This is a genomic window from Mesorhizobium helmanticense (assembly GCF_003034915.1).
Classification (GTDB): Bacteria; Pseudomonadota; Alphaproteobacteria; order Rhizobiales; family Rhizobiaceae; genus Mesorhizobium; species Mesorhizobium helmanticense.
This window is the reverse complement of record NZ_PZJX01000028.1, coordinates 49,587-72,957: the sequence shown is the minus strand read 5'-3', so window position 1 is coordinate 72,957 and position 23,371 is coordinate 49,587. Positions and strand designations below refer to the sequence as shown.

Here is a 23,371-nt window from a genome sequence, read left to right as displayed (position 1 = left end):
ATCGTCGCCGAAGGCGATTCAGAACGGCTGAAACTTACGGAGATACTCTCGACAAAGCATGAGTGCGGAAGCTCAAATTTGAACGTCTTGCAATAGCGTGGAGTGCGGCAGGCGACGCTGATCTCAACGTCCGAGATCGGCGCGAATCTGCCGTAGGCACGCCGATTGTGGGCGTCGCGCCGGGCCGCCACACGGCACGGCAAAGCCCGATAGCTCGCGCCACTACCAACCGAAAACCAGCCGGAGTGAGGAAGTTCTCGTTCGGCTCCAACCCGCTCAGAAAACCTGGTCGGTAATCGCCCTTACCGGGCCAAGCAGGATCGAGCCTTCCGGCACGCCGGAGTCGATCGGAATGGCCTTCCGGTTTGGCGTCGCCACCATCTGCTGGCCGACACCGGCGCTAACGATGACCGGCGTCTTCGAGGGCGTGCGGTCGTAGAGATCGATGATGTCCTGGTTTATCAGGCGAACGCAGCCCGAAGACACCGATTTGCCGATCGAGTTCCACTCCGGCGAGCCGTGCAGGCGGTAGAGCGTGTCCTGGTTGCCCTGGAACAGATAGAGCGCCCGCGCCCCAAGCGGGTTCTTCAGCCCGCCAGGCATGCCGCCATTGTCGGCGCTGTATTTTGCCAGTTCCGGCTGCCTGGCGATCATTTCTTCCGGCGGGGTCCATTTCGGCCATTTCTGCTTCCACTGGACGACGGCGTCGCCGGACCATTCGAACCCGGCGCGGCCGAGCCCGACGCCGTAGCGGATGGCCTGCCCACCCGGACGCACGAGATAGAGGTGGTGGCCGACCGTATCGACGACGATGGTGCCGGGCTGCTGGCCGGTCGGATCGGGAACGATCTGGCGCAGGAACTGCTCGTCGATTTTCTCGTATGGTATGCCCGGCAGGTCGAATCCGCCATCGCTCACTGGAGCATACATTGTTGCGTAGTCGAGCAGCGGTGGCTCGACATAGGCCGGCGGCGGAGGCTCTACCGGCTGCCGCTGCCCCACGGTGGCGCAGGCGGAAACCGCAATCGAGGCGGCGCCAAGCGCTGCGGCGTTCAGAAAGCCGCGGCGGCTCAGGCGATAGGATTCGATGTCGGTTGTGAACATGGTTGCCTTTATTAAGTCTCAAATCGAAACAAAGCGTGAATACGCGTTGATTGGCATGGCGTCAGCTCCACCAATGCCCGGCGCGATAGGCGGTTCCGAATCTGGCCTGACGGTGGACAAACAAAGGCAAAGCTGTGACCGCGCCGTCCCTGTTGCACTGCGGCCACATGTCGAGCATCAGCCGCCTGTCAGCAAGCCTTCGAGCGAGGGCAGGATCAGCGCCGGCGGAAAGTCCCGGTATTCCTCGGGCTGGTTGGCACGGTTGATCCACACGGTCCTGAAACCGAATTTGGTGGCGCCGGCGACGTCCCATCGGTTGGACGACTGGAACGACACAGCACCGGGATAGAGGCGCCAGTTCGTCGTGACCATGTCGTAGACCGACGGGTCGGTCTTGAAGCGCTTGACGGCATCGACGGAATAGATGTCGTCCAGGACCTGGTCGAGCGCGGCGGACTTGACTGCCGCTTCCAGCATTTCGGGCGAGCCGTTGGACAGGATCGCCAGTCTTGCGCCCGACGCCTTGAGCGCCTTCAGCACGGCCGGCACTTCCGGATAGCAGTCCAGTCGCCAATAGGCTTCCAGCAGTTTCGTCTTCAGCCCGTTGTCCGCCGATGGAACCTTGCGCAAGGCGAAATCGAGCGCCTGTTCGGTGAGCTGCCAGAAGTCGGCATAGGCGCCCATCAGCGTTCGCACCCAGGAATACTCCAACTGCTTGGCGCGCCAGATGTCCGACAGAAGCTGGCCATCGGGTCCGATTTGGTCGGCATGACGACGCACGGCCGCATGCACGTCGAACAACGTGCCATAGGCGTCGAAAACGTAAGCCGCATAATGCATGGCGACAGTTTTGCGGCGCGCCAGCACAAGGTGCAAGCACCGATTGCAGTCAGGGATCAAATTGAAGCCAGCGGATTGCAGCCATACTTGACGCCGAGGTCGATTGGTCCGGGGACCGCTGGCCTCAACAAATCTCGCTTATGCCGGTTGACGACAGCCGCCAAAGCCTCTTCCATGGCCGGCCACAAGCACCGAAACGGAACCAAGCAATGACACTGGCGACTGCGGCGCAATCCGCGACATGGACGTATGTCGACGGCGACTGGTATGAAGGCAATGTCGCCATTCTAGGCCCGCGCAGCCATGCCATGTGGCTCGGCACCAGCGTGTTCGATGGCGCTCGCTGGTTCGAAGGTGTCGCCCCCGACCTCGACCGCCACGCCGCGAGGGTGAATGCATCGGCGATCGCGCTCGGCCTCAAGCCGTCCATGAGCACCGAAAAGATCGTCGGGCTGACCTGGGACGGGCTGAAGAAATTCGACGGCAAGACGGCGGTCTATATCAGGCCGATGTACTGGGCCGAGCATGGCGGCTACATGGGGGTACCAGCCGATCCGGCTTCGACCCGCTTCTGCCTTTGCCTCTACGAATCGCCGATGATCTCGCCGACGGGCTTTTCGCTCACCGTCTCGCCGTTCCGGCGGCCGACCATCGAAACCATGCCGACCAATGCCAAGGCGGGCTGTCTTTACCCCAATAATGGCCGGGCCATCCTCGAGGCCAAGATGCGCGGTTTCGACAATGCGCTGGTGCTCGACATGCTGGGCAATGTCGCCGAGACCGGGACCTCGAATATTTTCCTGGTCAAGGACGGCCACGTGCAGACGCCGGCGCCGAACGGCACCTTCCTGTCCGGTATCACCCGCTCGCGCACGATGACGCTGCTCAGCGAGTACGGGTTCAAGACCACTGAAAAGATGCTGTCGGTGCGCGATTTCCTCGAGGCCGACGAGATTTTCTCGACCGGCAACCATTCGAAAGTCGTGCCGGTCATCCGCATCGAGGATCGCAATCTCCAGCCCGGTCCGGTGGCCAAGAAGGCGCGTGAACTCTATTGGGATTGGGCGCATTCGACGTCCGCCGGCTGACCCGCTATCGTTTTGCGTGCCCGCCCGTTGTTTTGACGCAGGGTCCTTGCGCAAAACCATGTGACACTTTTCCGGAACCCGCCTAGAAAGGGAACCGGCGCTTCATTCCGGAGTTGTTCCAGCTCAATCCAGCCCTATCTTAGTCCGGTATCGACACCGGGTTCTTTCCACGAGGGAGTATTATCCATGGCTTTCGAATTGCCCGCTCTGCCCTATGACTACGAGGCCTTGCAGCCTTACATGTCGAAGGAGACGCTGGAGTATCACCACGACAAGCACCACAAGGCCTATGTCGACAACGGCAACAAGCTGGCCGCGGAGGCCGGCATGGGCGACCTGTCGGTCGAGGAAGTCGTCAAACAATCCTTCGGCAAGAACGCCGGGCTCTTCAACAATGCCGCCCAGCACTACAACCACATCCATTTCTGGAAATGGATGAAGAAGGGCGGCGGCGGCAACAAATTGCCGGGCGCCCTGCAGAAGGCCGTCGATAGCGACCTGGGCGGCTACGACAAGTTCAAGGCGGACTTCATCGCCGCCGGCACCACCCAGTTCGGTTCGGGCTGGGCCTGGGTTTCGGTCAAGGACGGCAAGCTGGCGATCTCGAAGACGCCAAATGGCGAGAACCCGCTCGTCCATGGCGCGACGCCGATCCTTGGCGTCGATGTCTGGGAACATTCCTACTACATAGACTATCGCAACGCCCGGCCGAAATATCTCGAAGCCTTCGTCGACAGTCTCATCAACTGGGACCACGTCCTGGAGCTTTACGAAAAGGCCTGATCCACTTTGCAGACAAGCCCCGGCACGACCGGGGCTTTTTTCTTTTGAAGCTCGAGATCGCAAGATTCACGCAACCGTGAGGCGAAGTTCTGGAATTATTAAGCCATCCTTGCCGTTAGCGTTTTGTCCTGGGGTGCCTCAACATGGAGCCAATTGAATGAGAAAGCTTGTTATCGCCATCTCTATGCTCGCCTTTGCCGGCTCGGCGGCTCTTGCCGACCCGATACTGGATCGGCAGGCTCTGATGAAGGACCGCGGAAAGATCGTTGGCGGATTGTCGAAAGTGGTCAAGGGCGAGGAGCCCTACGATGCTGCGGCGGTGCTGACGCAGTTGCAGGCGCTTCAGGCCAATGCCGAGAAATTCGATACCGACGTCGAAACGCTTTTCCCGGCGGGCAGCGATACCGGAGACACCACGGCTGCCCCCAAGATCTGGGAAGACATGGCTGGCTTCAAGACGGCCGAACAAAAGTACCTCGCTGACGTCAAGGCTGCGGTTGCTGCTGCACCCGCTGATGTCGACAGCCTGAAGGCGCAGTTTGGAACAATCGCTTCCAATTGCGGCACTTGTCATCAGAGCTACCGGATAAAGAAGGGCTGATCGCGGGCGATGCGCTTGCTGAAGAAGCTCGTCGGCGCTGCTCTCGTTCTGGGTGGCGTCGGCGCGGTTGCCGCGTGCTTCCTGTCGGCCCCGGTCAGGCTCGATGCTGAAACGCTGGCGAAACTCGGTCCCGGCGATGCCGCCAAGGGCAAGCGCATCTTTTATGCCGGCGGCTGCACGTCATGCCATTCCAAGCCGGGCTCGCAGGGCGATGCCCGCCTTCAGCTGGTTGGCGGTCTCGAACTCAAGACGCCGTTCGGCACCTTCGTGCCGCCGAATATTTCGCAGGATGCCAAGGACGGCATTGGCGCATGGTCGGTCGAAGACCTCGCCAACGCCATGCTGAAGGGTGTCTCGCCGAGTGGCGAGCATTTCTATCCGGCGTTTCCCTACGCATCCTATGCCCGCATGAAGCCGGCCGACATTGCCGATCTCTACGCCTTCCTGAAGACGCTTCCGGCGGTGGCCGGCAAGGCGCCCGCCAATTCGCTGGGCTTCCCGTTCAACATCCGTCGCGGCATCGGGCTGTGGAAACGGCTCTATCTGAGCGATCAGCCGGTGATTGCTTTCCCCGACGGCACGCCGGAGCCGGTGTTGGCCGGCCGCTATCTCGTCGAAGGACCGGGCCATTGCGGCGAATGCCACACGCCGCGGGACTTTACCGGCGGCACTACGAAGAGCGAATGGCTGGCCGGAGCCACTGCCGCCGAAGGCAAGGGCATCGTACCGAACATCACCCCGGGCGAAGGCGGCATCGGCGAGTGGTCGCAGGCCGACATCGCCAACTATCTCGAAACCGGCTTCACGCCGGATTTCGATTCCGTTGGCGGCGCCATGGTCGACGTGCAGAGAAACATGGCCGAGCTGACGCCGGACGACCGCGCGGCGATCGCGGCCTATCTGAAGGCCGTCCCGCCGCACCCCAACGGCTATCCCGCGCGCAAGCCGGCGAACTAGCACCCGTCAGCCGGTTGGCGCTGGCCTTTTCTCAGGCCGGCCGGCCTTCATCAGGTCGAGGATTTTTTCGAGCCGGGCGACGACATCACCGGTTTCCAGAAGTTGCTGCTTCTGTTCAATACTGATCGACAGCAGCGGCGCGAGCGTATCGGCTAGGACGCCGGGATCGCCGATGGAGGGCAGGCCGAGCCGTGCCTTGGGCCTTCTTTGGATCGAGGAAAAATCGATGTTGGCGTAGCTCTGATATGTTTCGAGAACCGCGCTCGAACGTGCTTCCGCCTCCGCCGATTGGCCACGCTGCTCTTCGACCGGCGCGACCTCCGCCGTCAGAAAGTCGGCGTTGACCAGGCGAAGGATCGCGGCTCGCTGGAGGCCGGAGACGGAGACCTTGAGAACCCCATCCACCTGCGTCTGGCAGTTTATCACGCTTGCCGTGACACCCACCGGATAGAGAGAATCAAGGTTGCCGGGATCATCGTCGGTCGCCCGCCTCTGGGCGACCACAAGAACGCGGCGGTCGCCTGCCACCGCGTGCTCCACCGCGCGCCGCGTTTTGTCGCGGCCCACGAAGACCGGCACCGTCATTTGCGGAAAGAGCACGAAATCCCGCATTGGAAAAATCGGCAGATCCGCGCCGGAGGAGGGGGGCGGGCTGGCCTCGGGCGCCGGGTTTCCGGGCCTGGCACCGACTGGTTGGCTCGCCTGAATCCTCGCAGCCAACACGTTCCAGTCGCGGAGGCCGAGGATCCTGGCAATGAGCTCGAGGCTTTCGCTGTGGGACAGGGAAATGGATTTGGCGCTCAGCGCTTCGGACAGCGTTTGCGCCATGGCTTTTGCATCGCGGAAATCGCGCATGGAATGATCCTTTGCTTCGAAGAACGGAAGACGTCAGGGCTTGCGTTACTGACCCGTTCGTTCGGGCAAAGGGAGCCTGAAGTGGCTCGATACATTCACCTTACCCCGGAGGGTGCAAGCAGCAGGTCGTATCCACCTGCCTGGAAGGTGCGCTGAAGGTCCGGTGTTGTCAATCCTGCCCGCGCTGCATTCCACGTTCCCGATCTACGGGTGGCGATCGCCCAGGAAATCGAAACCGGTTTCGAAGAAATGATTGTAGTCGCAGGTCAATTCCTCGCCGGCCGCGATGTCGCGCAACGCATATGTCTCCTCCGGCGAGGACACGTCGCAATTCGGATCATCGTCGTGGTTCATATAGCGCGCATCGTCGGCTTCGAAGACGATGTAGTTGGGGTCGCGGCGATCGGGATAGGAGTAGCGGTCGAGATAGGCTTTGACCGGCCCGGTTTCGCGCTCGTAGGTCTCGACCTCGATGCGGCGGTCGTATCTGGGGTCGAGCTTCCACACCAGCGTGCCTCGGGGAATATGGTTCTTGGCGAAAACGCCGATGCCTTGGATGGGCGATTTGTCGAGATAGACGTCGACGAGCAGCATGGCGGAACCTTGGCGTGACCGGGTGGTTTGCGGCTGGAAAAAAGCCGCGCACTGGGTAGCGCGCGGCTGTTGCAATTGCGAGCGGAAAATCAGCTCAAAACTTCGTGTGCGGCAAGGTCGGCCTTGCCTGCAACCTTCAGCGCAAAGGCATATGTATAGGCGATCTCCTCCAGCCGCGAAAAACGGCCGGAGGCGCCGGCATGGCCGGAATCCATGTTGATCTTGAACAGCACCGGATTGTCGCCGCTCTTGCGCTCGCGCAGCCGCGCCACCCATTTGGCCGGCTCCCAATAGGTGACGCGCGGATCGGTAAGGCCGGCCAGCGCCAGGATCGGCGGATAGTCGAGCGCGCCGACATTGTCATAGGGCGAGTAGGCGGCGATCGTGTGGTAATCCTCTTGCGAAGCGATCGGATTGCCCCATTCTGGCCATTCCGGCGGTGTCAGCGGCAAGGTCGCGTCGAGCATGGTGGTGAGCACGTCGACGAACGGAACCTCGGCGACGATGCCGCCGAAGCATTCCGGCGCCATGTTGGCGATCGCCCCCATCAGCATGCCGCCGGCCGAGCCGCCTTGCGCGACGATGCGGTCGTGCGCCGTGTAGCGCTCGGTGACGAGATGATGCGCGACAGCGATGAAATCCGTGAACGTATTCATCTTGTGCGCCCGCTTGCCGTCGTCGTACCAGCCGTAGCCCTTGTCCTTGCCGCCGCGGACATGGGCGATCGCGTAGACAAAACCGCGGTCGACCAGCGAAAGGCAGTTGGTGTTGAACGAGGCCGGCACCGTGATGCCGTAGGAGCCATAGCCGTAGAGCAGGCAAGGTGCCGATCCGTTGAGCGGCGTATCGCGGTGATGGATGAGCGAGATCGGCACCAGCTCGCCGTCGCTGGCGGGCGCCATCAGCCGCCGGGTGACATAGTGGTCCGGGTCGTGTCCGGACGGGACTTCCTGGGTCTTCAGCAGCACGCGCTCTCGGGTGCGCATGTTGTAGTCGAAAACCTGCGCCGGCGTTGTCATCGACGAATAGGAAAAGCGCATGATCTCGGTGTCGTATTCATAAGATCCCGACAGGCCGAGCGAGAAGGCTTCCTCGTCGAGCGAGATGAGGTGTTCCTCGCCGCTCTTGCGGTCGCGAATGACGATGCGCGGCAGGCCCTCCTTGCGCTCGAGCCTGACCATATGATCCCTGAAGCCGATCACCGAGAGGATCAGCCGGCCCGCTTCGTGCGGCACCAGTTCCTGCCAGTTGGCGCGCACCGGATCGCCGGCCGCCGCCGTCATGATCTTGAAATCCTTGGCGCCGTCGGCATTGGTCAGGATGAAGAAGATGTCGCCGCCTTCCTCGAGGTCGTATTGCAGGCCGGTCTCGCGCGGGCAAACCAGCTTCGGTTCGGCCAGCGGCTCGTCGGCGCGCATAATGCGGTATTCCGAGGTCTCATGATCGTTGATGCCGATCATGATCCATTCGTTGGAGCGGGTGCCGCCGACATTCATGAAGAAGCCGGGGTCGGTTTCCTCATAGATCAGCCGGTCGTTTTCAGGCTTGTCACCGAGAGCGTGGAACAGCACCTTGGAGGGGCGGTGGTTGGAATCGAGGCGGGTGTAGAAAAATCCGTCATCGCCGGCATCCCACACCCCGCCGCCGCCCGTATCCGCGATCTGGTCGGTCAGCTCGTTGCCGCTGGCGAGGTCGCGCACGCGAAGCGTGAAGAATTCGGAGCCCTTGTCGTCGAACGCCCACAAGAGCTTTTGGTGATCGGCCGAATGGTCGACGCCGCCGATGCGGAAATAGGCTTTGCCCTCGGCTTCCGCGTCGCCGTCGAGCAGGATCTGCTCGTCGCCGCCATCGCGTGGCATGCGGAAATAGCGCGGCTGCTCGCCGCCGAGCTTGAAGGACGACCCGTAGGCATAAGGCCCGTCCTTCATCGGCACGGACGAATCGTCTTCCTTGATGCGACCCTTCATTTCCCCGAAAAGCTGCTTCTGCAGCCGGGCAGTGTCGGCCATCAGCGCCGCCTGATAGGCGTTCTCGGCTTCCAGTTGAGCGCGGATATGGCTGTCGAGCAGGGATGGATCCCTGAACATCTCTTGCCAATTATCGGCTCTCAGCCAGGCATAATCGTCCGTCCGGGTCACTCCATGATGGACGTCGAACACCGGCCGCTTCTCTGGCTGTGGCGGGCTGGCGGTCGGAAATGCTGAGGTTTTGGTCATTGAGTCTCACTGTGGAAGTTACTTGAATGGCGAATGAACACGCCGATCAGCGCGGGTTCAAGGGTCGTGATGCATTGTGATGTCGGGCTCGAGAAGATGAGCCGAGGAGAGGACGATGATGAAATACTATGTTCGCACCGCTGCGGCTCTCGCCGTCGCTTTGACTGTTCTGGCCCATGCCGGCCAATCTCATGCAACCGTGTTCGCAGCTTGGCAAGTGACCAACGTGCCGTCTGGCGACACGCTCAATGTGCGCAAATATCCCTCGGGGTCATCGCAGAAGCAGGCCGCCTATCCCAACGGCACCGTTCTGCAGATGACCGGCAGATGCACCGGCGGCGTCAACCTGCTCGATATCGCTAATCAACCGGCCTCGCAGCAGGTGGAAAAGGTACGCTATCGCTGGTGCGAAGTCTGGCACGATCCGGCTCAAAGCGGCAATTTCGTCACCGGCTGGGTTTATGGAAAGTACATCGCTCCCCATTGACGGATCCGTGCCGGCGGCAGCGCTGATTTCTGGTTTGCTAATGTGCAGCAAGCACATCGCAACCTGTGGTTTTGTTGATTTGGGAAACAACCAGATAGCCATGTGTCAGGATCAAGCATAGCCAAGCATTGGGCCTTCTTCGACGCACATTACGGATGTAAAGACGGCCTTACGTCGCGTCAACGGCCGCTGGTCTGACCAGAGAAATACCCAAAGCTACACGCAGCACGAAAGATTGAAGCTGATCGCGGACTATTTGATCAACAACAACGAATATAGCGCCACAAGCGAATTGACTTACTTGGTCTACAGGCCCATTAAGATGCCGCGACGCGAATCGTAGAGGCTCTTTCCTGCAAAAAAGTTCGCGCGATGCCCGACCTTTCAAAAAAGGGCGTAGACAGAAACAACACTCGTTGGGGCCATGAAGACCATGGATATTGTCGAAACACCTTCCAGAAACAGTGATGCGCTGATCGAATTGACCGCCGATGTGGTGGCCGCCTATGTCAGCAACAATCCAGTGCCGGTCGGCGAACTGCCGAACCTTATCGCTGATGTCCATGCCGCTCTCGGGCGCGTGGGCGGTGCCAGCGAACAGCCTCCTGCCGACAAGCAGAAGCCGGCTGTAAACCCGAAACGCTCCGTCCATGACGACTACATCGTCTGCCTTGAGGACGGCAAGAAGTTCAAATCGCTGAAGCGTCATTTGATGACCCATTACGGTCTGACGCCGGACGAGTATCGCGAAAAGTGGAATTTGGACGCAAGCTATCCGATGGTTGCTCCGAACTACGCCGCTGCCCGCTCCCAACTCGCCAAGAAGATGGGTCTCGGCCGCAAGCGCAAAGGGCGCTGAAGCCGGCTCTCTCCCTGCAGCCTGGATACGACAGTCGACGGCGCCCTCGGGCGCCGTTTGCTTTTTGGAGTGATCAGGCGGTCTGCTTCAAGGCTGCCTCGGCATCGCGCTTGATGCGCTTGACCATCGAACGAAGACCATTGGCGCGCTGCGGCGACAGGTGTTCGTCGAGGCCGAGCGCCTTCAAAGTGGCTTCGGCATCCGTGTTCCGGATCTCGCTGGCGGGTCGCCCCGAAAACAGTGCCAGCATGATGGCAACAAGGCCGCGCACGATATGGGCGTCCGAATCGCCCTGGAAGGTGATAACCGGGTCGGCGCCCGGTCCTTGTTCGGTGGTCAACCACACCTGGCTGACGCAGCCGGGCACCTTGTTGGTGGGGTTGCGGTCGGCGTCGGGGAACGGCGGCAGCGCTTCGCCCAATTCGATCACATAGCGATAGCGGTCTTCCCACTCATCGAGCAGGGAGAAGTCGTCGCGTATCGTCTGGATCGTCGTGGTCATCACCCCAAGATATAGTCACCCGGCGCCGCCGCGTCACGAAAAAAGAGGAAAAACACCGCAGGCGTCGAGAGGTCGGACGCGCCTGCGGTGTCGCCAAGAAGGCGGCGAACTGTCTTAGTGCATGTCGCGCAAAAGTGTGCAGCGGTTTTGCGGTAACGACATGCATAAAAACAAGAATCTAAAGCGCGTCGCATGAGGCCGGTCGAACGCGACGCGCTTTAGTTTGTCGTCTGCATTCTGACCGGTATGTCGACTGTCGCCGGCAGGACGATGGTCTCCGCCACGCTGCCGGTCGCGACAGTAGTGTCGAGCCCTGTCGTTGGCTTGCCGCCGGTCTGCCCGTCGGTCTGCCCCTCGGTCTGCTTGTCGTCCAGCATGGCGGCCGCGATCTTGGCGGTCTCCTTGGCGCGGGCGGTGATCGTCTGCATCGCCGACTTGCCGGTCTCGCAGACGTCGGGCTTGCGTTCGCATATGCCGGCAATGTCGCCGACCGCTTCGCGGGCCGCAAACAGAGCCTGGAGAGGGCCGACAGCCTGGTGACCAGCGTCGTCAGTTCCGACACTCAACGGCAACGCCAGAAGCACCAGCGAAAACCAGAAAGCCATTCTTATCAGAAAGCTCATAGGGACTGCCCTCATCCGTGACCCGGATCATGCCTTCGTGCGGCATGACCTCTTTTATGGGCATGATCGTGGCACATGCGCACAAAGGACGGCTTGCTCGGTCAGTGAAAATTTTCCTCAAATTTTAGGCAAATTCGAAACGAAGCGTTTTGTAATGGATTTGCTTCAAATCCCTGTTTATCTTCTTAAGTAAAAAGTAACCATCTAGCTATTTGTTTTTAAAGAACTTTTGTTGGGAAGGCTGCGCGCTGGCGCCGATTGTCCGGCGCGCAACCGCAGCCTTCTCGGATAACCCTCCGTTTACTATGGCTGCAATCGCCCCGGGTTTCCGCCGCCGGCCTCCCAATATTTGTCGCATGCCGGGCATTGGTCGGCACCGCCTTATCCATTCCTTAAACGCTGGATGCGAGTTTCAGATCAATAAAAGCGACCTGCGAAGCAGGACAGTTCACGACCGGGTGCAAGTGCGTTGAGTTCAATCGGGGCCAGATACGTTGAGTTGCCCGGCGCGATGGCGGCCGGTTGCGAGCGTATGGTTCATCCATCCATCCTTGAGCAGAACGATCGCCTGCGCCAGCGCCGCTTCATCGGCGTCATGCTGGCCGCTCCGTTCTTTGCCGCCGGCGCTGCGGTCACGCTGGTCACCTCCGGCATGGGCGCGGCCGTGACCGTGGCTGCGATCTTCGCTAGTTTTGGCCTTTGCTGGTTTGCCGCTTTGCTGGTGGCGGCGACGGGCAAGATGGCGCTTGCCGGCCGGGCAGCCCTGGCGATGGGCGGTCTCGCTGTGGCCGGTGTCATTGCCGCTGCGGGAGGCCTGGCCTCGCCGGTCGCTCTGCTCGCCCTGGCGTTGCCGTTCGAGGCCTGGTGGATTGTGGGCTCGCGGCGCGCGGCGCTATGGGGGGGCATAGCCGCGCTCGCAGCCGTCCTTCTGCAATATTTTGCCGGCTCTGTCTTGCCGCTCAATCCCACGCAGATTGCCGCCTGGCACTGGCTGCTGCCGTTGGCCTGGGCGTTCACGCTTGCTCCTCGCCTGGCGGCACTTGGCAATCCGGCCGGCGCGCGGCTTGATCCGGCGGTCGACGATCGGCTCGAGAACATCATCGACGCCGTCGTCTTGAGGGTCGGCAGGCATGGCGAGGTTCAGGATGCGTCGGCCAAGGCGCGCACGCTCCTGAAGCTTCAACCGGAACTGCTGTTCGGCACCGGCCTGTTCGACCGGATTCATCTCTCCGATCGTGTGGCATACCTCAGCGCGCTGGCCGACATGCGCGATGGCGCGTTGGCGCGCCGGCTCGATCTTCGGGTCAGGCTGCCGCAGGACGGCGGTGGCGCGACGGCAGACAATTACCGGCCGTTTGCCCTTGAGCTGGCGCGGCTGGAAAAACAGCAGGACGTCTTCACGCTCGTCCTGCGCGAGAATGGCGAAGTAGCCGCATTGCGCGAAGACCTTGCCGCCGCGAACGAGGCGGCGGCTTCCGCCGAAGTGGCGAAGGGGCGGTTCCTGGCGGTCGTCAGCCACGAGCTTCGCACGCCGCTCAATGCCATCATCGGTTTTTCCGACATGCTGCTGCACGAAATGTTCGGCGGCTTCAAGGATCCCCGCCAGAAGGAATATGTCGGCCTTGTCAGGGAGTCCGGCCAGCATTTGCTTGCCGTCGTCACCTCAATACTCGACGTCTCGAGGATCGAGTCGGGCGCCTATGCGACCGAGCCGGAACCGTTCCGTTTCGTGGAAGCGGTCGAAATGTGCCAGTCGATGATGCGGCTGCAGGCCGAGGCAAAGAACATCGACCTGCAAACGCAGATCGCGCCGGATGCGGGCGAGATAAATGCCGATCGTCGCGCCGTGCAGCAGATCCTCATCAATCTCGTCTCCAACGCCATCAAGTTCACGCCCGATGGCGGCGATGTCGTCGTCGGCGCCAAGCGCATCGGCTCGCGGCTGCATTTCTGGGTCAGGGATACCGGCATTGGAATTGCGGAGGAAGATTTCGAAAATCTCGGCAAGCCGTTCATGCAGATCCAGAACGATTACACCCGCCGCTTCGAGGGAACCGGCCTCGGCCTGTCGCTGGTCAAGGGCCTGGTGGCGCTTCACGACGGCACCATGTCGATCGAGAGCATGCCAGGCCAGGGCACCACGGTCACGATCAGCCTGCCGGTGAAGGGACCAAAGGGACGTTCTACCGACAAGCCCGGCGTGCTGCCGATGCCCGCGGCCAGGACGAAGGGGGAAGGGGACAGGAATGGCTCGCTCCGCAAAACGGCCTAAGGCGGTCAGGCGCCGCGGCAACGCCCTTCAGGGCGGCGCGGTCGCGGTTGGCAGCATGATCTCGCGCAATCCGGTTCTGGTCGGCGGCTCGACCGCCTTTCTGGTGACGCTGTTCTATGTCTCGGCGAACGCCCTGTGGTATCAGCCCTTTCCGCATGCCGGCGCGTTTTTCGCCACCAGGAGCATCGAGGCCTTTCCTCGCGCCGACACCGACGAGCCCGAAACCACCATCAACATCGTGCGGCCCGGCCCGGCCTCGGCGCCGGTCAAGAGCGATCCGGTCGTCGAACAGGTCCAGGGCATATTGAAGGACCTCGACTTCTATTCCGGTACGGTTGACGGCATTACCGGCCCCAACACGCGCAAGGCCATCCAGGCCTATCAGCAGAAGGTCGGGCTCAACGCTTCCGGTGAGATCGACAGCGTCCTGCTCGATCAACTGGGCGCCACGCCAACCGCCTCGACGGCGGTGCCGCATCCGGCCCCCCGCCCGGACCAGACAGCCGCCATCGCCATTCCGGCGTCGGCGCCGGCAGGTGCGGCGGCGCCGGCGCCCGATGCCCGCATCATCAAGATCCAGGCCGGGCTGAAAGCATTCGGCAATGACGACATGCAACTCGATGGCGTGGTCGGCGCCCGCACAAAGGCCGCGATCAAGGAATTTCAGTCGCTGTTCGGACTGCCGGAAACCGGCGAACCCGACGAGGTCGTCTACGTCAAGATGCGCCAGATTGGCCTGACCAACTGACCCCAGGGTGTGCCGATATTCAGGTGAGGCCGGCCTGCAAATGGCGGCCTGCTGCGCTTCCGGCCTTCGCCGTCCGAAGCACTGATGAGCGGTCGTGGCTGTGAAGGCTACGGCCGGCGTAGGCCGGTGTGCACTTACCCAAAAGCATGCTCCACTCCGGTTCTCGGATCCCCACCTGGTTTGGTCGCTTCGCGCCCGTCTTCGACTCCGACTTGGCCTGATCTGAATCTCAACACACCTTGGCGAGCATAGACCAATTTCGGTTTCCGGACCGATGCTGTAAGGAGCGTCGCATGTTGTCCGGAATCCTGCCATGCGCGTAACCACCGATCTGTGGGTGTCGGCCCTTCTGCGCCGGGTTTTCGGCGCCGGCGGCTTTGCCGCCGTGGTCAAGCGTGGCGCGACCGAGGCGGGCGCTGTCTTTGTGCTGGCGCGGGGCAGGCTGGGCGAGCTTGCGCTGTTCGGGCCGGCGCCGCAGACGAGCTACGATTCGGCCAAGCCCGACGACCGTTTCTTTAGCCCGCTCGGCGCCGGCGACGATGCCGCCGCACTCGACGCAAGGCTGGAGAGGGAGAAAAAATTCGATCCCGATATCTGGGTGGTGGAGATCGAGGCCGGCGCCGTTACGGTCGAGGAGCTTATTGCCGTCAAGATGCCTTGAGGCTGGCGACGGCGGGACCATTGTCGCTGTCTTGCGCAATGCGCGTATCGGCGTTCGCGGCGGCGCGCACGATGCCGCGAACCACCCTCGACAAGGTCTCAGCTTTCCAGTTGCGCACCTTGTCCAGTGCTGCGTCGCGATTCAGCAACCGGTAACGATCGAGGAAGATGCGGATCGCCTGCGGATGCGGAAACGCGGTGGGATAGATCGCGGCCGCGATCAGGAACGCCTTGTCCTCGCTGAGGTCAAGGGCGCGCAAGGCGGCCAGCAGCGACGTATAGTTCTGGTTTGCGGTAAGCGACCGGGCCATCGAGAAGTCGATGTCGAGCGCATCGGCTAACGCGGTCTGGAAGAATGCCGCGTTGCCGGTCAGCGCCGTCTCGCGCAGTTTGACATAGGTCTGCGCGCCGACGAACGGATTGACGGCCACACCGCCGCTCTCCGCATCGGCGCGCATCATCGACCGCAACCGGCGTCGCGCATTTTCGGCGCTGGCGCCGGGTAGCGGCTTTCTATCAGGGACGGCAGCAGCGATTTCGGCGCGCTCCGTCGCATCAGTGACGGCGTCGGGCTGCTGCACGCGCACCAGCGTCGGCTTTTCGAGCACCCTGATCAGCTGGGCGATGGTCGGGTTCAGATTCTTGCGGCGCGCGATGGCGCGCGCATGCGGAAGCCCGTGACGCCCGATGAGCGCGATGAGGTCGACGTCGCTGACAGCGCGCGAGCGGATAAGCAGCGGTGCGGCGATATCGACCGGTTCCTCGCAGAGCCGCCTGACCAGTGCGGCAGGCGCATATTCGCATTCGGAAAGTGCTGCGGCGACGTAGCGGCGTGACTCGACCGACACGTTGTTGAAAAGCGGCATCGTCAGGTCTTCGAGTTGCGCGATCTCCCGGCGCGAAGGACGGGTGAGCGAACAGAATGCCGACACCGCCGCGCGGAACAGCCTTTCGGCCTTTCCCGATTCGGTCCGTATAACGATTTGCCTGAAGTCCGAAGATGACACGGAGGATACGCCCGACACTCGACACGATCTGGCCATGCTCAACCGGGACTGTGTCGGTTTCGCCTTTGACAAGAACAAAGATCAAGTTAGCGACGATCCGTTAGCGTTCCGTTAACCTACTGCCATCCTTAATCAGAGTTGGAGGCGTTGCGTTATGCTCCGGGGCAACCGAGAGGAATGCACGAACCATGGGCATGGTACTGTCTTTCGTGCCGCGAACGGCGGCAACCAATCGAGCAGTTCGAAACACCGGCACACCGGCGGCGGTGATCATCTTTCCAGGGGTCCGCTATGAACAGCGGCCACTGACGGGCGAGGCGAGGCCGGGCGTCGATCCAGACAAGCCAGGCTCGTCGGCCACGATGCCAAGCTCGTCGGGGACGCTGCCTGTTCCGCACCACTGAGTTTCGGGATCAGCTTTAAAAGTCCTGCAGCTCACAGGAACCTTGATCGAGAAACCGCGACACGGTTGGCTTCCAGCTGTCGTCGGGCACAAAGGCGCGGATGACGAATATGCCTTCGTCGATGGGTGCTTCGACGAAGATCGCTCCTTGCAATTCCTCGGGAAGATCCTTGCGCACCTCGATCATCTGCGCGGGCGTCAGCACCACGCTGTCGAGCAGCCCCGCCGTCGCGCTGTGATCGTTGAAGGAATAGACATTGTGGCCACGGCGGTCATAGACGGACACGGACCAGAACGGCACGTTTCCCGGCGCCGTGATCCTCACCATGCCGTCGGTCAGGTCGAACCTGCAGGCAGCCGCATAAAACAGCGGATCGACTGACTTCACCACCGGAGCGCCGCCGGCCTCCGCGTCCAGCCTGGTCATCTTGTAGAGGTCCGAGGCCATGGCCAGCCGCGACCAGGCCCCGCGTTCGGAAAACTCCGGTACAAGCAGCAGGACGATGATATGCACGATGCCGGCGCCAAGCAGGCCGAGCAGGATGGCGTGCAACAGCTTACGCATTGCAGCCAACCTTGAGGATCCGCGGCAGCGTGACGTCAGACAGACCCGTGCTGCTGGCGATGGGTGTGTCGTAGAATGTCAGCACGAAATACATCCGCCCAGTGCCCTCGGTCAGCAGCCAATTGCCCGGCGCTGGGCGGCTGCCGACGGAGATGATCACCGAATTGTCGGGCTGCCGCAGGACCTGGTAGGACTGAAGTGCTGCAAGCCTTGGCCTGCCGGTCTCAACGACGCCGAGTGATTGATTGGCGGCGTAGAGGGTCCAGAACCGCGCCGTGGGAAATCCGCCTTCGATCTTGTAGGCGCATTGGCGCATGAGCTGTTCGCCGCCGGAATCGCGCTCGGCGATGAAGGACAACCCCTCAGCTCGCCCGAGCGCCAGCACGCCTTCGCGCGCCACGCGAGCCTTCGAATAAGGGTCCGCCGCCGGCGTGCCGATATCGGGGAACGCCGTCCATTGGCCGATCCTGATTGCCCCGACGCCATCCTGCGTCTTCAGGGCATACCAGACGCTGGCGCCACCGCCGCCGATGGCTATGGCAAGCGAAAGCAGCGTGAGCAAGGCGTTCTTGAGCATGAAGAGCCGCGGATGAGAAAGCAGAAGCGCTGCTCGGGATATCGCGGGGCAGGGGGCCATGGCAAGCGTGGCCGTCAGATTGCCGCGACGCAGATCCCGACGCTGAGCTAGCGGCAGGTCAAAGCGCCGACAGGGTCTCCGGCGCCGCGGGGGGCTGGAGGACAGGCGCCGACTGGAACAGCCTGGTCATGTCCCGCAGCGTCTGCGTGGTCTGGCTGGACAGCACTGGCGGCCGCTCGGCGGCGGCGTCAGCCGCTGCCTTCTCGGCGTTTTTCTTCTCCGCCTCCACGGCCTTGGCCGCGACCTCTTCGTCGACGAAGGGGTGTTCGAGACCGGGGATCGGCTTGAGGTCGATATTCTGGTGCGCGTAGACCATCAGGCGTTGCCACACCATGGCCGGCAACGAGCCGCCGGTCATGTTCCTGGTAGGAGAGAAATCGTCATTGCCCATCCACACAGCAGCGGTGTAATTGCCGGTGAAGCCGACATACCAGGCATCGCGGTAGGCCTGGGTGGTGCCGGTCTTGCCCGCGGAAACGATGTTGGGAAGGGCCGCGCGCCGCGCCGTGCCCATCACCGGCACCGCCGCCAGCATGGTGTTCATGTATTTGAGCGCCTGTTCGGACAGCACACGGTGCGGCGGCGGCGCGTCCTTGGCGAAGTCGTAGACCACCTCGCCGGTACGGGTGACGAGCTGTGAGATGCCGTGGCGGGAGCCGACAAAGCCGTTCTGCGCGAACACGCTGTAGCCTGTCGCCTGGTCCATCACGGTCATGCCGGATGTGCCGAGCACCATGGTCTTGTGCGATTCGAGCGGCGATTCGACGCCCATCGCTTCGGCCATTGCCTTGATCGGCTTGATACCGAGATGGTCCTTGGCCAACCGCACCGGCACCGTGTTGATCGATTTGGCGATCGCCGTCATCAGCGTGACATTGCCTGCGGATCCGCCATTGTAATTGTGAGGCGACCAGCCACCCCAGGAGATCGGTCCGCCGGAAACGACCGAGTTCGGCGTGAAGCCGTGTTCCATGGCCGTCGCATAGACATAGGGTTTGAACGACGAGCCGGTCTGGCGCAGCGCCCTGGTGGCGCGGTTGAACTGGCTGGCGCCATAATCGCGGCCGCCGACGATCGCCCTGACCGCGCCATTGGTCTCGATGACCACCATGGCGCCTTCGGTGACGTTGTACTCCTTGCCGAATTGACGGAGGTGGAACTCCATCGATTCTTCTGCCGCCTTCTGGATGTTGGCGTCGAAAGTGGTGTGGGCGACCAGCGAATGCTGGCCAGGCTTGGCGATCTTCTTGACCTCGTCGAAGGCCCAGTCGAGATAATAGTCCGGGCTCTTCTGCTCGCCGCGGTCGACGATTTCGGCCGGATGCAGCCTTGCCTGCAGCACCTGGCCTTCGCTCATGAAGCCGGCATCGACCAGGTTGGACAACACCACATTGGCCCGCGCGCGGGCCGCCGGCAGGTTGATATGCGGCGCGTATTTTGTCGGCGCCTTGAACAGGCCGGCCAGCATCGCCGCCTCGGCGAGGTTGAGGTCCTTGACGCTCTTGCCGAAATAGAAATCGGCCGCCGCCTCGATGCCGAATGTGCCGCCGCCCATATAGGCGCGGTCGAGATAGAGCTGGAGGATTTCCTTCTTCGACAGATTGGCCTCGAGCCACAGCGACAGGAAGGCCTCCTTGATCTTGCGCTCCAGCGTCCGTTCGTTGGTCAGGAACAGATTCTTGGCGAGCTGCTGGGTGATGCTCGAACCACCCTGGACGACCGAATTGGCCCGCACATTCTCGAAAATGGCGCGGGAAAGGCCGAGCACGTCGATGCCGTGGTGATCGAAGAAACGCCGGTCCTCGGTGGCCAGCACTGCCTTGATGACCTGGTCGGGCATCTCGTCGACCGGCACCGAATCGCGCTGGATGATGCCGCGCTGGCCGATCTCGTTGCCGTAGCGGTCGAGGAAGGTGACGGCAAAGTCGCCCTGGGCACGCCAGTCGCCTGCCGTTTCCTGGAAAGCCGGCAAGGCGAGCGCCAGCATGACGACGATGCCGCCGGCGCCGAGCGTGAAGCCTTCGCTCAAGAATTCGATGGTGCCGCGGCGCCAGCCGGTGACGCGAAAACGCCGGAAAAAAATGGTGGCCGCTTCCCAGAACTGGCGCGCCTTGAAGCCGATCTCGTAGAGCGAGGAATCGAGCCACGCATCGATCGCGAGCAGCCTGGCGGCGATCGGGCCTCTTCTCTTGCGTGGCTCCAAAGGATTGGTCATTCCGGAAATCCACCCCCCCAGCGCGACCTTGAGAACCGCAAGCGGGCAATTTCAGGGCGGCGCACTGCCCGCGACTATGCGTCCATTTTAGCGCTGCTCACAAGGGTAAGGCAGGCTCATGCGCGAGGTCTGTTGATCGAAAAGGGCGCGCTTGTTGCAAGCGCGCACGCTTCCGACGTCACCGTGCCGCCATAAAGCGCATGAAATGCGCCACGTCGGCCTCTTCAGGCTCCTGGCCGGTGAAACTGCGCAGGTAGGCGGCCAGATGACTGACCCGTGCCTCGACGGGTTCCCTAAGGTCGAGCATGTAGTAGCCTATCTGCATGTAATAGAGCACCCGGGCACGGATGAAGGCGTCTTCCTCGTCATAGCCATGCCGGCGATACATGTCGCGGATGGCGCTCAGCCGATCGTCGTCGGCTTTGTCGATCGCCCGGCGCACGTCGTCGGAACGCCGCGCCCATTCGCGGATGGCGAAGTCGAGCCTGGGATCGAACAGCCGCTCGTCGGCCCAGCATTCGAACACGTTCAAGACGCCCATGATGATGCTTTTGGCCGGTCGCCTTGCGCGTTCGACGATCGCCTTGGTGTTGGTCTCGTGCCAATGGGCGAGCAACTGGTCGAGCAGATCCTGGCGGCTCTGGAAATACCAGTAGAAGCTCGATCGCGACACGCCGAGCTTCTGGCCGAGCGGCAGCACGCGCACGCTTTCGACGCCATCGGAAATCAGCGTCTGCAGCGCAAGATTGATCCAGTCCCAGCGCGTTACCTTGATGTTGCCGGGCGCCGGCTCGTCCTGTGGAGCGATCACGATCATGCACCCACACTTGGCATGACGGGTAACGACGCGCAAGCCGACTGGACATCTATGTCTACACTCTAGACACATATGTACAGTACATATATGGTGCCGAGGTCGAGCAGCCCGGAGGAAGCCGTGAAGTCGCACTATCGTGCAGTCGTCATCGGGGGTGGCGTGGTTGGCGCCTCGGTGCTCTACCACCTGGCGCGGTTCGGCTGGACCGACGTCGCGCTGATCGAGCGTGCCGAACTGACGGCCGGCTCCACCTGGCACGCGGCGGCCGGATTCCATGCGCTCAATGCCGATCCCAATGTCGCGGCGTTGCAGGACTATACGATCAAGCTCTATCGCGAGATCGAGGCCGAATCCGGCCAGAATGCCGGCCTGCACATGACCGGCGGCGTCAACATGGCCAGCGACCCCGCTCGCTGGGAGTGGCTGAAATCGGCCTGGGCGGTGTTCCAGTCGGTCGGCATCGAGACCGCCCGGCTGGTGACGCCCGAGGAGATCAAGGCGATCTGCCCGATCGTCGATGTCAGCGATGTGCTGGGCGGTCTCTATGATTCCAACGAAGGCCATCTCGACCCTTACGGCACGACGCACGCCTATGCCGGAGCGGCGAAAAAGCGCGGCGCCGATGTCATCCTGCGCAACCGTGTCCTCGACCTTAAGCCGCGCGCCGATGGCGGCTGGGACGTCATCACCGAGCAGGGCACGATCGTTGCCGAGCATGTCGTCAATGCCGGCGGCCTCTGGGCAAAGCAGCTCGGCCGAATGGTCGGCGTCGACCTGCCGGTGACACCGATGGAGCACCACTATTTCGTCACCGAGGACATTCCGGAGGTCGCGGCGCTCGACAGGGAGCTTGGCCTTGCCGTCGATCTCGACGGCTTTGCCTATCTGCGCCAGGAGCGCAAGGGCGTCCTGATCGGCCTCTATGAGCAGAACCCAAAGCACTGGAACATGGATGGAGCGCCGTGGGACTACGGCATCGAGCTGATCCCGGAAGACATCGAGCGCATCAGTCCGGAGCTCTCCAGGGCCTATGAGCGCTTTCCCTGCCTTGCCACCGCCGGCATCCGCAAATGGGTCAACGGCGCCTTCACCTTCACACCGGACGGCAACCCGATCGTCGGGCCGGTGCGCGGCGTCAGGAACTACTGGGTCGCCTGCGGCGTCATGGCCGGTTTCAGCCAGGGCGGCGGCGTCGGTAAATCGCTGGCCGAATGGATGATCCATGGCGAACCGCAGGCCGACATTTTCGGCATGGACATTGCCCGCTATGGCGCCTTTGCCGCCAACCGCTGTTATCTCAAGCAGACGACGCGCCAGTTCTACGCACGCCGCTTCGTCATGACCTTTCCCAATGAGCGCCTACCCGCCGGGCGGCCGCTGAAACGCCCCGGCGCCTATGACGGCATGACGGCGGCCGGATGCGAATGGACCGCGTCGTGGGGGTTGGAAATCCCCGCCTATTTCGCGCCGATGGGCTTTCGCGAAAACACCACGCTGAAGCGCTCCAACGCCTTCGACATCGTCGGCGACGAGGTGCTGCAGGTCCGGCGCGCCGCCGGCCTCGTCGATACATCGGCCTTTTCGCGCTATGCCGTCTCGGGTCCGGGCGCCGAGGCTTGGCTCGACCGGCTGCTGGCCTGCAGGCTGCCGAAGCCGGGGCAGGCGAAGCTCGCGCCGATGCTCGGCCATGATGGCCGGCTGAAGGGCGATCTGACCGTCTTCAACTGGGGTGGCGGCGACTACTGGATCATGGGCTCCTACTATCTCAGGGAATTCCACATGCGCTGGTTCGAGGCCCATGCGGCGGAAGGCGTGAGCGTCACCGATATCTCCGACGCAATGTCCGGCTTCCTCGTCACTGGACCGAATGCGCGGGCGGTTCTTGCACGCACCACGCATCAGGATATTTCGGCTGACGCCTTGCCGTTCATGGCCTGCGGCGAATTCGACATCGGCATGGCGCGTGCGCGTGTCGCGCGTCTGTCGATTGCCGGCGAGCTCGGCTTCGAGATCAACTGCCCGGCCAGTATGCATGCCACCTTGCGCGAAACGCTGCTTGCCGCCGGCGAGGATATCGGCCTTGCCGAGATCGGCTTCTATGCGTTGAATGTGCTTAGGCTGGAAAAGAGCTTCGGCATCTGGTCGCGCGAATTCACCCAGGGTTATACGCCAGGCCAGACCGGCCTCGATCGTTTCATCGCCTTCGGCAAGGACGGCTTCATCGGCCGCGAGGCTGCATTGAAGGAGCGCGAGGGCGTCACCACACGGTGCGTCGTGACGCTTGAGGTCGACGCCGTCGATGCCGATGCCAGCGGCTTCGAGCCGGTCTGGCACAAGGGCCGGCGCATTGGCTTCGTCACCTCGGGCGGCTATGGCTATTCGGTCGGCAAGAGCCTCGCGCTGGCGCTGGTCGACCGCGATTTCGCCGGGGAGGGCACTGCCTTATCTGTGCACATCGTCGGCGTGGAGCGGCCGGCACGGATCATTGCGGCCTCTCCCTACGATCCCTTGGGCAAGGCGATGCGGCAATGAGGAGGT

At 62.3% G+C, this 23,371-nt stretch carries 23 protein-coding genes; 11 read left to right on the top strand and 12 right to left on the bottom strand.

What is annotated here, in order from left to right; translation table 11 throughout:
* Positions 1–276: 276 nt before the first annotated feature.
* Complete coding sequence (locus C9427_RS15040) at positions 277–1,104, bottom strand: L,D-transpeptidase (RefSeq protein WP_107649921.1); 828 nt, start codon at positions 1,102–1,104, stop codon at positions 277–279.
* Between the two features lie 177 nt (positions 1,105–1,281).
* Positions 1,282–1,944, bottom strand: coding sequence for a haloacid dehalogenase type II (locus C9427_RS15035; protein ID WP_107650163.1), 663 nt, complete (start codon positions 1,942–1,944; stop codon positions 1,282–1,284).
* A gap of 209 nt (positions 1,945–2,153) precedes the next feature.
* Here C9427_RS15035 and C9427_RS15030 point away from each other — a divergent pair, with 209 nt between their 5' ends.
* The 4 genes from C9427_RS15030 to C9427_RS15015 all read left to right on the top strand — a co-directional run bounded on the left by C9427_RS15030 (position 2,154) and on the right by C9427_RS15015 (position 5,373).
* Positions 2,154–3,032, top strand: a complete 879-nt coding sequence (locus C9427_RS15030; RefSeq protein WP_107650162.1) for a branched-chain amino acid aminotransferase — start codon at positions 2,154–2,156, stop codon at positions 3,030–3,032.
* Positions 3,033–3,218: 186 nt separating this feature from the next.
* Positions 3,219–3,815: a superoxide dismutase gene (locus C9427_RS15025; protein WP_006330956.1), complete on the top strand. Its 597-nt coding sequence runs from the start codon at positions 3,219–3,221 to the stop codon at positions 3,813–3,815.
* A gap of 157 nt (positions 3,816–3,972) precedes the next feature.
* Positions 3,973–4,416 (top strand): c-type cytochrome, encoded by a 444-nt coding sequence (locus C9427_RS15020; protein ID WP_107649920.1) that lies wholly within the window; start codon positions 3,973–3,975, stop codon positions 4,414–4,416.
* 9 nt (positions 4,417–4,425) lie between these two features.
* Positions 4,426–5,373 (top strand): cytochrome c, encoded by a 948-nt coding sequence (locus C9427_RS15015; RefSeq protein ID WP_107649919.1) that lies wholly within the window; start codon positions 4,426–4,428, stop codon positions 5,371–5,373.
* A 6-nt stretch (positions 5,374–5,379) separates the two neighbouring features.
* Here C9427_RS15015 and C9427_RS15010 read toward each other — a convergent pair whose 3' ends face one another.
* The 3 genes from C9427_RS15010 to C9427_RS15000 form a co-directional block, all read right to left on the bottom strand.
* Positions 5,380–6,228 carry an LON peptidase substrate-binding domain-containing protein gene (locus C9427_RS15010; protein WP_107649918.1) on the bottom strand — a complete coding sequence of 283 codons (849 nt, stop codon included), beginning with the start codon at positions 6,226–6,228 and terminating at the stop codon, positions 5,380–5,382.
* A gap of 204 nt (positions 6,229–6,432) precedes the next feature.
* Positions 6,433–6,822 (bottom strand): SET domain-containing protein, encoded by a 390-nt coding sequence (locus tag C9427_RS15005; RefSeq protein WP_107649917.1) that lies wholly within the window; start codon positions 6,820–6,822, stop codon positions 6,433–6,435.
* Between the two features lie 89 nt (positions 6,823–6,911).
* Positions 6,912–9,038, bottom strand: a complete 2,127-nt coding sequence (locus C9427_RS15000) for a S9 family peptidase (protein WP_107649916.1) — start codon at positions 9,036–9,038, stop codon at positions 6,912–6,914.
* Between the two features lie 115 nt (positions 9,039–9,153).
* Here C9427_RS15000 and C9427_RS14995 point away from each other — a divergent pair, with 115 nt between their 5' ends.
* Together C9427_RS14995 and C9427_RS14990 are read left to right on the top strand one after the other, a co-directional pair.
* A complete protein-coding gene (locus C9427_RS14995; RefSeq protein ID WP_425351648.1) occupies positions 9,154–9,525 on the top strand; it encodes an SH3 domain-containing protein in 372 nt (123 codons plus the stop codon).
* 433 nt (positions 9,526–9,958) lie between these two features.
* Entirely contained in the window at positions 9,959–10,384 is a 426-nt protein-coding gene (locus C9427_RS14990; RefSeq protein ID WP_023673680.1) for a Ros/MucR family transcriptional regulator, read from the top strand.
* 73 nt (positions 10,385–10,457) lie between these two features.
* Here the strand turns inward: C9427_RS14990 and C9427_RS14985 are convergent, their stop codons facing one another.
* Both C9427_RS14985 and C9427_RS14980 read right to left on the bottom strand, forming a co-directional pair.
* Entirely contained in the window at positions 10,458–10,886 is a 429-nt protein-coding gene (locus C9427_RS14985) for a SufE family protein (RefSeq protein WP_107650160.1), read from the bottom strand.
* Between the two features lie 218 nt (positions 10,887–11,104).
* Positions 11,105–11,509 carry a DUF5330 domain-containing protein gene (locus C9427_RS14980; protein ID WP_107649915.1) on the bottom strand — a complete coding sequence of 135 codons (405 nt, stop codon included), beginning with the start codon at positions 11,507–11,509 and terminating at the stop codon, positions 11,105–11,107.
* Between the two features lie 532 nt (positions 11,510–12,041).
* On the opposite strand from C9427_RS14980, the gene C9427_RS14975 reads away from it, so the two are divergent.
* The 3 genes from C9427_RS14975 to C9427_RS14965 all read left to right on the top strand — a co-directional run bounded on the left by C9427_RS14975 (position 12,042) and on the right by C9427_RS14965 (position 15,190).
* A complete protein-coding gene (locus C9427_RS14975; RefSeq protein ID WP_107649914.1) occupies positions 12,042–13,781 on the top strand; it encodes an ATP-binding protein in 1,740 nt (579 codons plus the stop codon).
* Positions 13,756–14,529, top strand: coding sequence for a peptidoglycan-binding domain-containing protein (locus tag C9427_RS14970; RefSeq protein ID WP_107649913.1), 774 nt, complete (start codon positions 13,756–13,758; stop codon positions 14,527–14,529). Before C9427_RS14975 ends, C9427_RS14970 begins: the two co-directional genes overlap by 26 nt.
* A 313-nt stretch (positions 14,530–14,842) precedes the next feature.
* Positions 14,843–15,190, top strand: a complete 348-nt coding sequence (locus C9427_RS14965; RefSeq protein ID WP_107649912.1) for a DUF1491 family protein — start codon at positions 14,843–14,845, stop codon at positions 15,188–15,190.
* Here C9427_RS14965 and C9427_RS14960 read toward each other — a convergent pair.
* Entirely contained in the window at positions 15,177–16,196 is a 1,020-nt protein-coding gene (locus tag C9427_RS14960; protein ID WP_107649911.1) for a hypothetical protein, read from the bottom strand. The two genes, C9427_RS14965 and C9427_RS14960, sit on opposite strands and share 14 nt — an antisense overlap.
* Between C9427_RS14960 and C9427_RS34100 the strand changes: the two genes are divergently transcribed.
* Positions 16,099–16,311, top strand: coding sequence for a hypothetical protein (locus C9427_RS34100; RefSeq protein WP_165779683.1), 213 nt, complete (start codon positions 16,099–16,101; stop codon positions 16,309–16,311). The genes C9427_RS14960 and C9427_RS34100 overlap by 98 nt on opposite strands.
* Positions 16,312–16,615: 304 nt before the next feature.
* On the opposite strand, the gene C9427_RS14950 is transcribed toward C9427_RS34100, so the two are convergent.
* From C9427_RS14950 to C9427_RS14935, 4 genes are all read right to left on the bottom strand, one after another.
* The gene (locus C9427_RS14950) at positions 16,616–17,164 is read right to left on the bottom strand and encodes a DUF1254 domain-containing protein (RefSeq protein WP_107649909.1); all 549 of its coding nucleotides are present in this window, start codon (positions 17,162–17,164) and stop codon (positions 16,616–16,618) included.
* On the bottom strand, positions 17,157–17,741 hold the full coding sequence (locus C9427_RS14945; protein ID WP_107649908.1) for a DUF1214 domain-containing protein: 585 nt from the start codon (positions 17,739–17,741) through the stop codon (positions 17,157–17,159). The genes C9427_RS14950 and C9427_RS14945 overlap by 8 nt, the downstream gene beginning before the upstream one ends.
* Positions 17,742–17,859: 118 nt before the next feature.
* Complete coding sequence (locus tag C9427_RS14940) at positions 17,860–20,016, bottom strand: transglycosylase domain-containing protein (protein ID WP_107649907.1); 2,157 nt, start codon at positions 20,014–20,016, stop codon at positions 17,860–17,862.
* 178 nt (positions 20,017–20,194) lie between these two features.
* Complete coding sequence (locus C9427_RS14935) at positions 20,195–20,833, bottom strand: TetR/AcrR family transcriptional regulator (protein WP_107649906.1); 639 nt, start codon at positions 20,831–20,833, stop codon at positions 20,195–20,197.
* A gap of 120 nt (positions 20,834–20,953) precedes the next feature.
* On the opposite strand from C9427_RS14935, the gene C9427_RS14930 reads away from it, so the two are divergent.
* Positions 20,954–23,365 (top strand): GcvT family protein, encoded by a 2,412-nt coding sequence (locus tag C9427_RS14930; protein WP_107650159.1) that lies wholly within the window; start codon positions 20,954–20,956, stop codon positions 23,363–23,365.
* The last annotated feature ends 6 nt before the right edge of the window (positions 23,366–23,371 follow it).

Excerpts from the sequence above, each read along its gene's own strand:
- C9427_RS15040 (WP_107649921.1), bottom strand. The coding sequence starts at position 1,104 with ATGTTCACAACCGACATCGAATCCTATCGCCTGAGCCGCCGCGGCTTT.
- C9427_RS15035 (WP_107650163.1), bottom strand. The coding sequence starts at position 1,944 with ATGCATTATGCGGCTTACGTTTTCGACGCCTATGGCACGTTGTTCGAC.
- C9427_RS15030 (WP_107650162.1), top strand. The coding sequence starts at position 2,154 with ATGACACTGGCGACTGCGGCGCAATCCGCGACATGGACGTATGTCGAC.
- C9427_RS15025 (WP_006330956.1), top strand. The coding sequence starts at position 3,219 with ATGGCTTTCGAATTGCCCGCTCTGCCCTATGACTACGAGGCCTTGCAG.
- C9427_RS15020 (WP_107649920.1), top strand. The coding sequence starts at position 3,973 with ATGAGAAAGCTTGTTATCGCCATCTCTATGCTCGCCTTTGCCGGCTCG.
- C9427_RS15015 (WP_107649919.1), top strand. The coding sequence starts at position 4,426 with ATGCGCTTGCTGAAGAAGCTCGTCGGCGCTGCTCTCGTTCTGGGTGGC.
- C9427_RS15010 (WP_107649918.1), bottom strand. The coding sequence starts at position 6,228 with ATGCGCGATTTCCGCGATGCAAAAGCCATGGCGCAAACGCTGTCCGAA.
- C9427_RS15005 (WP_107649917.1), bottom strand. The coding sequence starts at position 6,822 with ATGCTGCTCGTCGACGTCTATCTCGACAAATCGCCCATCCAAGGCATC.
- C9427_RS15000 (WP_107649916.1), bottom strand. The coding sequence starts at position 9,038 with ATGACCAAAACCTCAGCATTTCCGACCGCCAGCCCGCCACAGCCAGAG.
- C9427_RS14995 (WP_425351648.1), top strand. The coding sequence starts at position 9,154 with ATGATGAAATACTATGTTCGCACCGCTGCGGCTCTCGCCGTCGCTTTG.
- C9427_RS14990 (WP_023673680.1), top strand. The coding sequence starts at position 9,959 with ATGGATATTGTCGAAACACCTTCCAGAAACAGTGATGCGCTGATCGAA.
- C9427_RS14985 (WP_107650160.1), bottom strand. The coding sequence starts at position 10,886 with ATGACCACGACGATCCAGACGATACGCGACGACTTCTCCCTGCTCGAT.
- C9427_RS14980 (WP_107649915.1), bottom strand. The coding sequence starts at position 11,509 with ATGAGCTTTCTGATAAGAATGGCTTTCTGGTTTTCGCTGGTGCTTCTG.
- C9427_RS14975 (WP_107649914.1), top strand. The coding sequence starts at position 12,042 with ATGGTTCATCCATCCATCCTTGAGCAGAACGATCGCCTGCGCCAGCGC.
- C9427_RS14970 (WP_107649913.1), top strand. The coding sequence starts at position 13,756 with ATGGCTCGCTCCGCAAAACGGCCTAAGGCGGTCAGGCGCCGCGGCAAC.
- C9427_RS14965 (WP_107649912.1), top strand. The coding sequence starts at position 14,843 with ATGCGCGTAACCACCGATCTGTGGGTGTCGGCCCTTCTGCGCCGGGTT.
- C9427_RS14950 (WP_107649909.1), bottom strand. The coding sequence starts at position 17,164 with ATGCGTAAGCTGTTGCACGCCATCCTGCTCGGCCTGCTTGGCGCCGGC.
- C9427_RS14945 (WP_107649908.1), bottom strand. The coding sequence starts at position 17,741 with ATGCTCAAGAACGCCTTGCTCACGCTGCTTTCGCTTGCCATAGCCATC.
- C9427_RS14940 (WP_107649907.1), bottom strand. The coding sequence starts at position 20,016 with ATGACCAATCCTTTGGAGCCACGCAAGAGAAGAGGCCCGATCGCCGCC.
- C9427_RS14935 (WP_107649906.1), bottom strand. The coding sequence starts at position 20,833 with ATGATCGTGATCGCTCCACAGGACGAGCCGGCGCCCGGCAACATCAAG.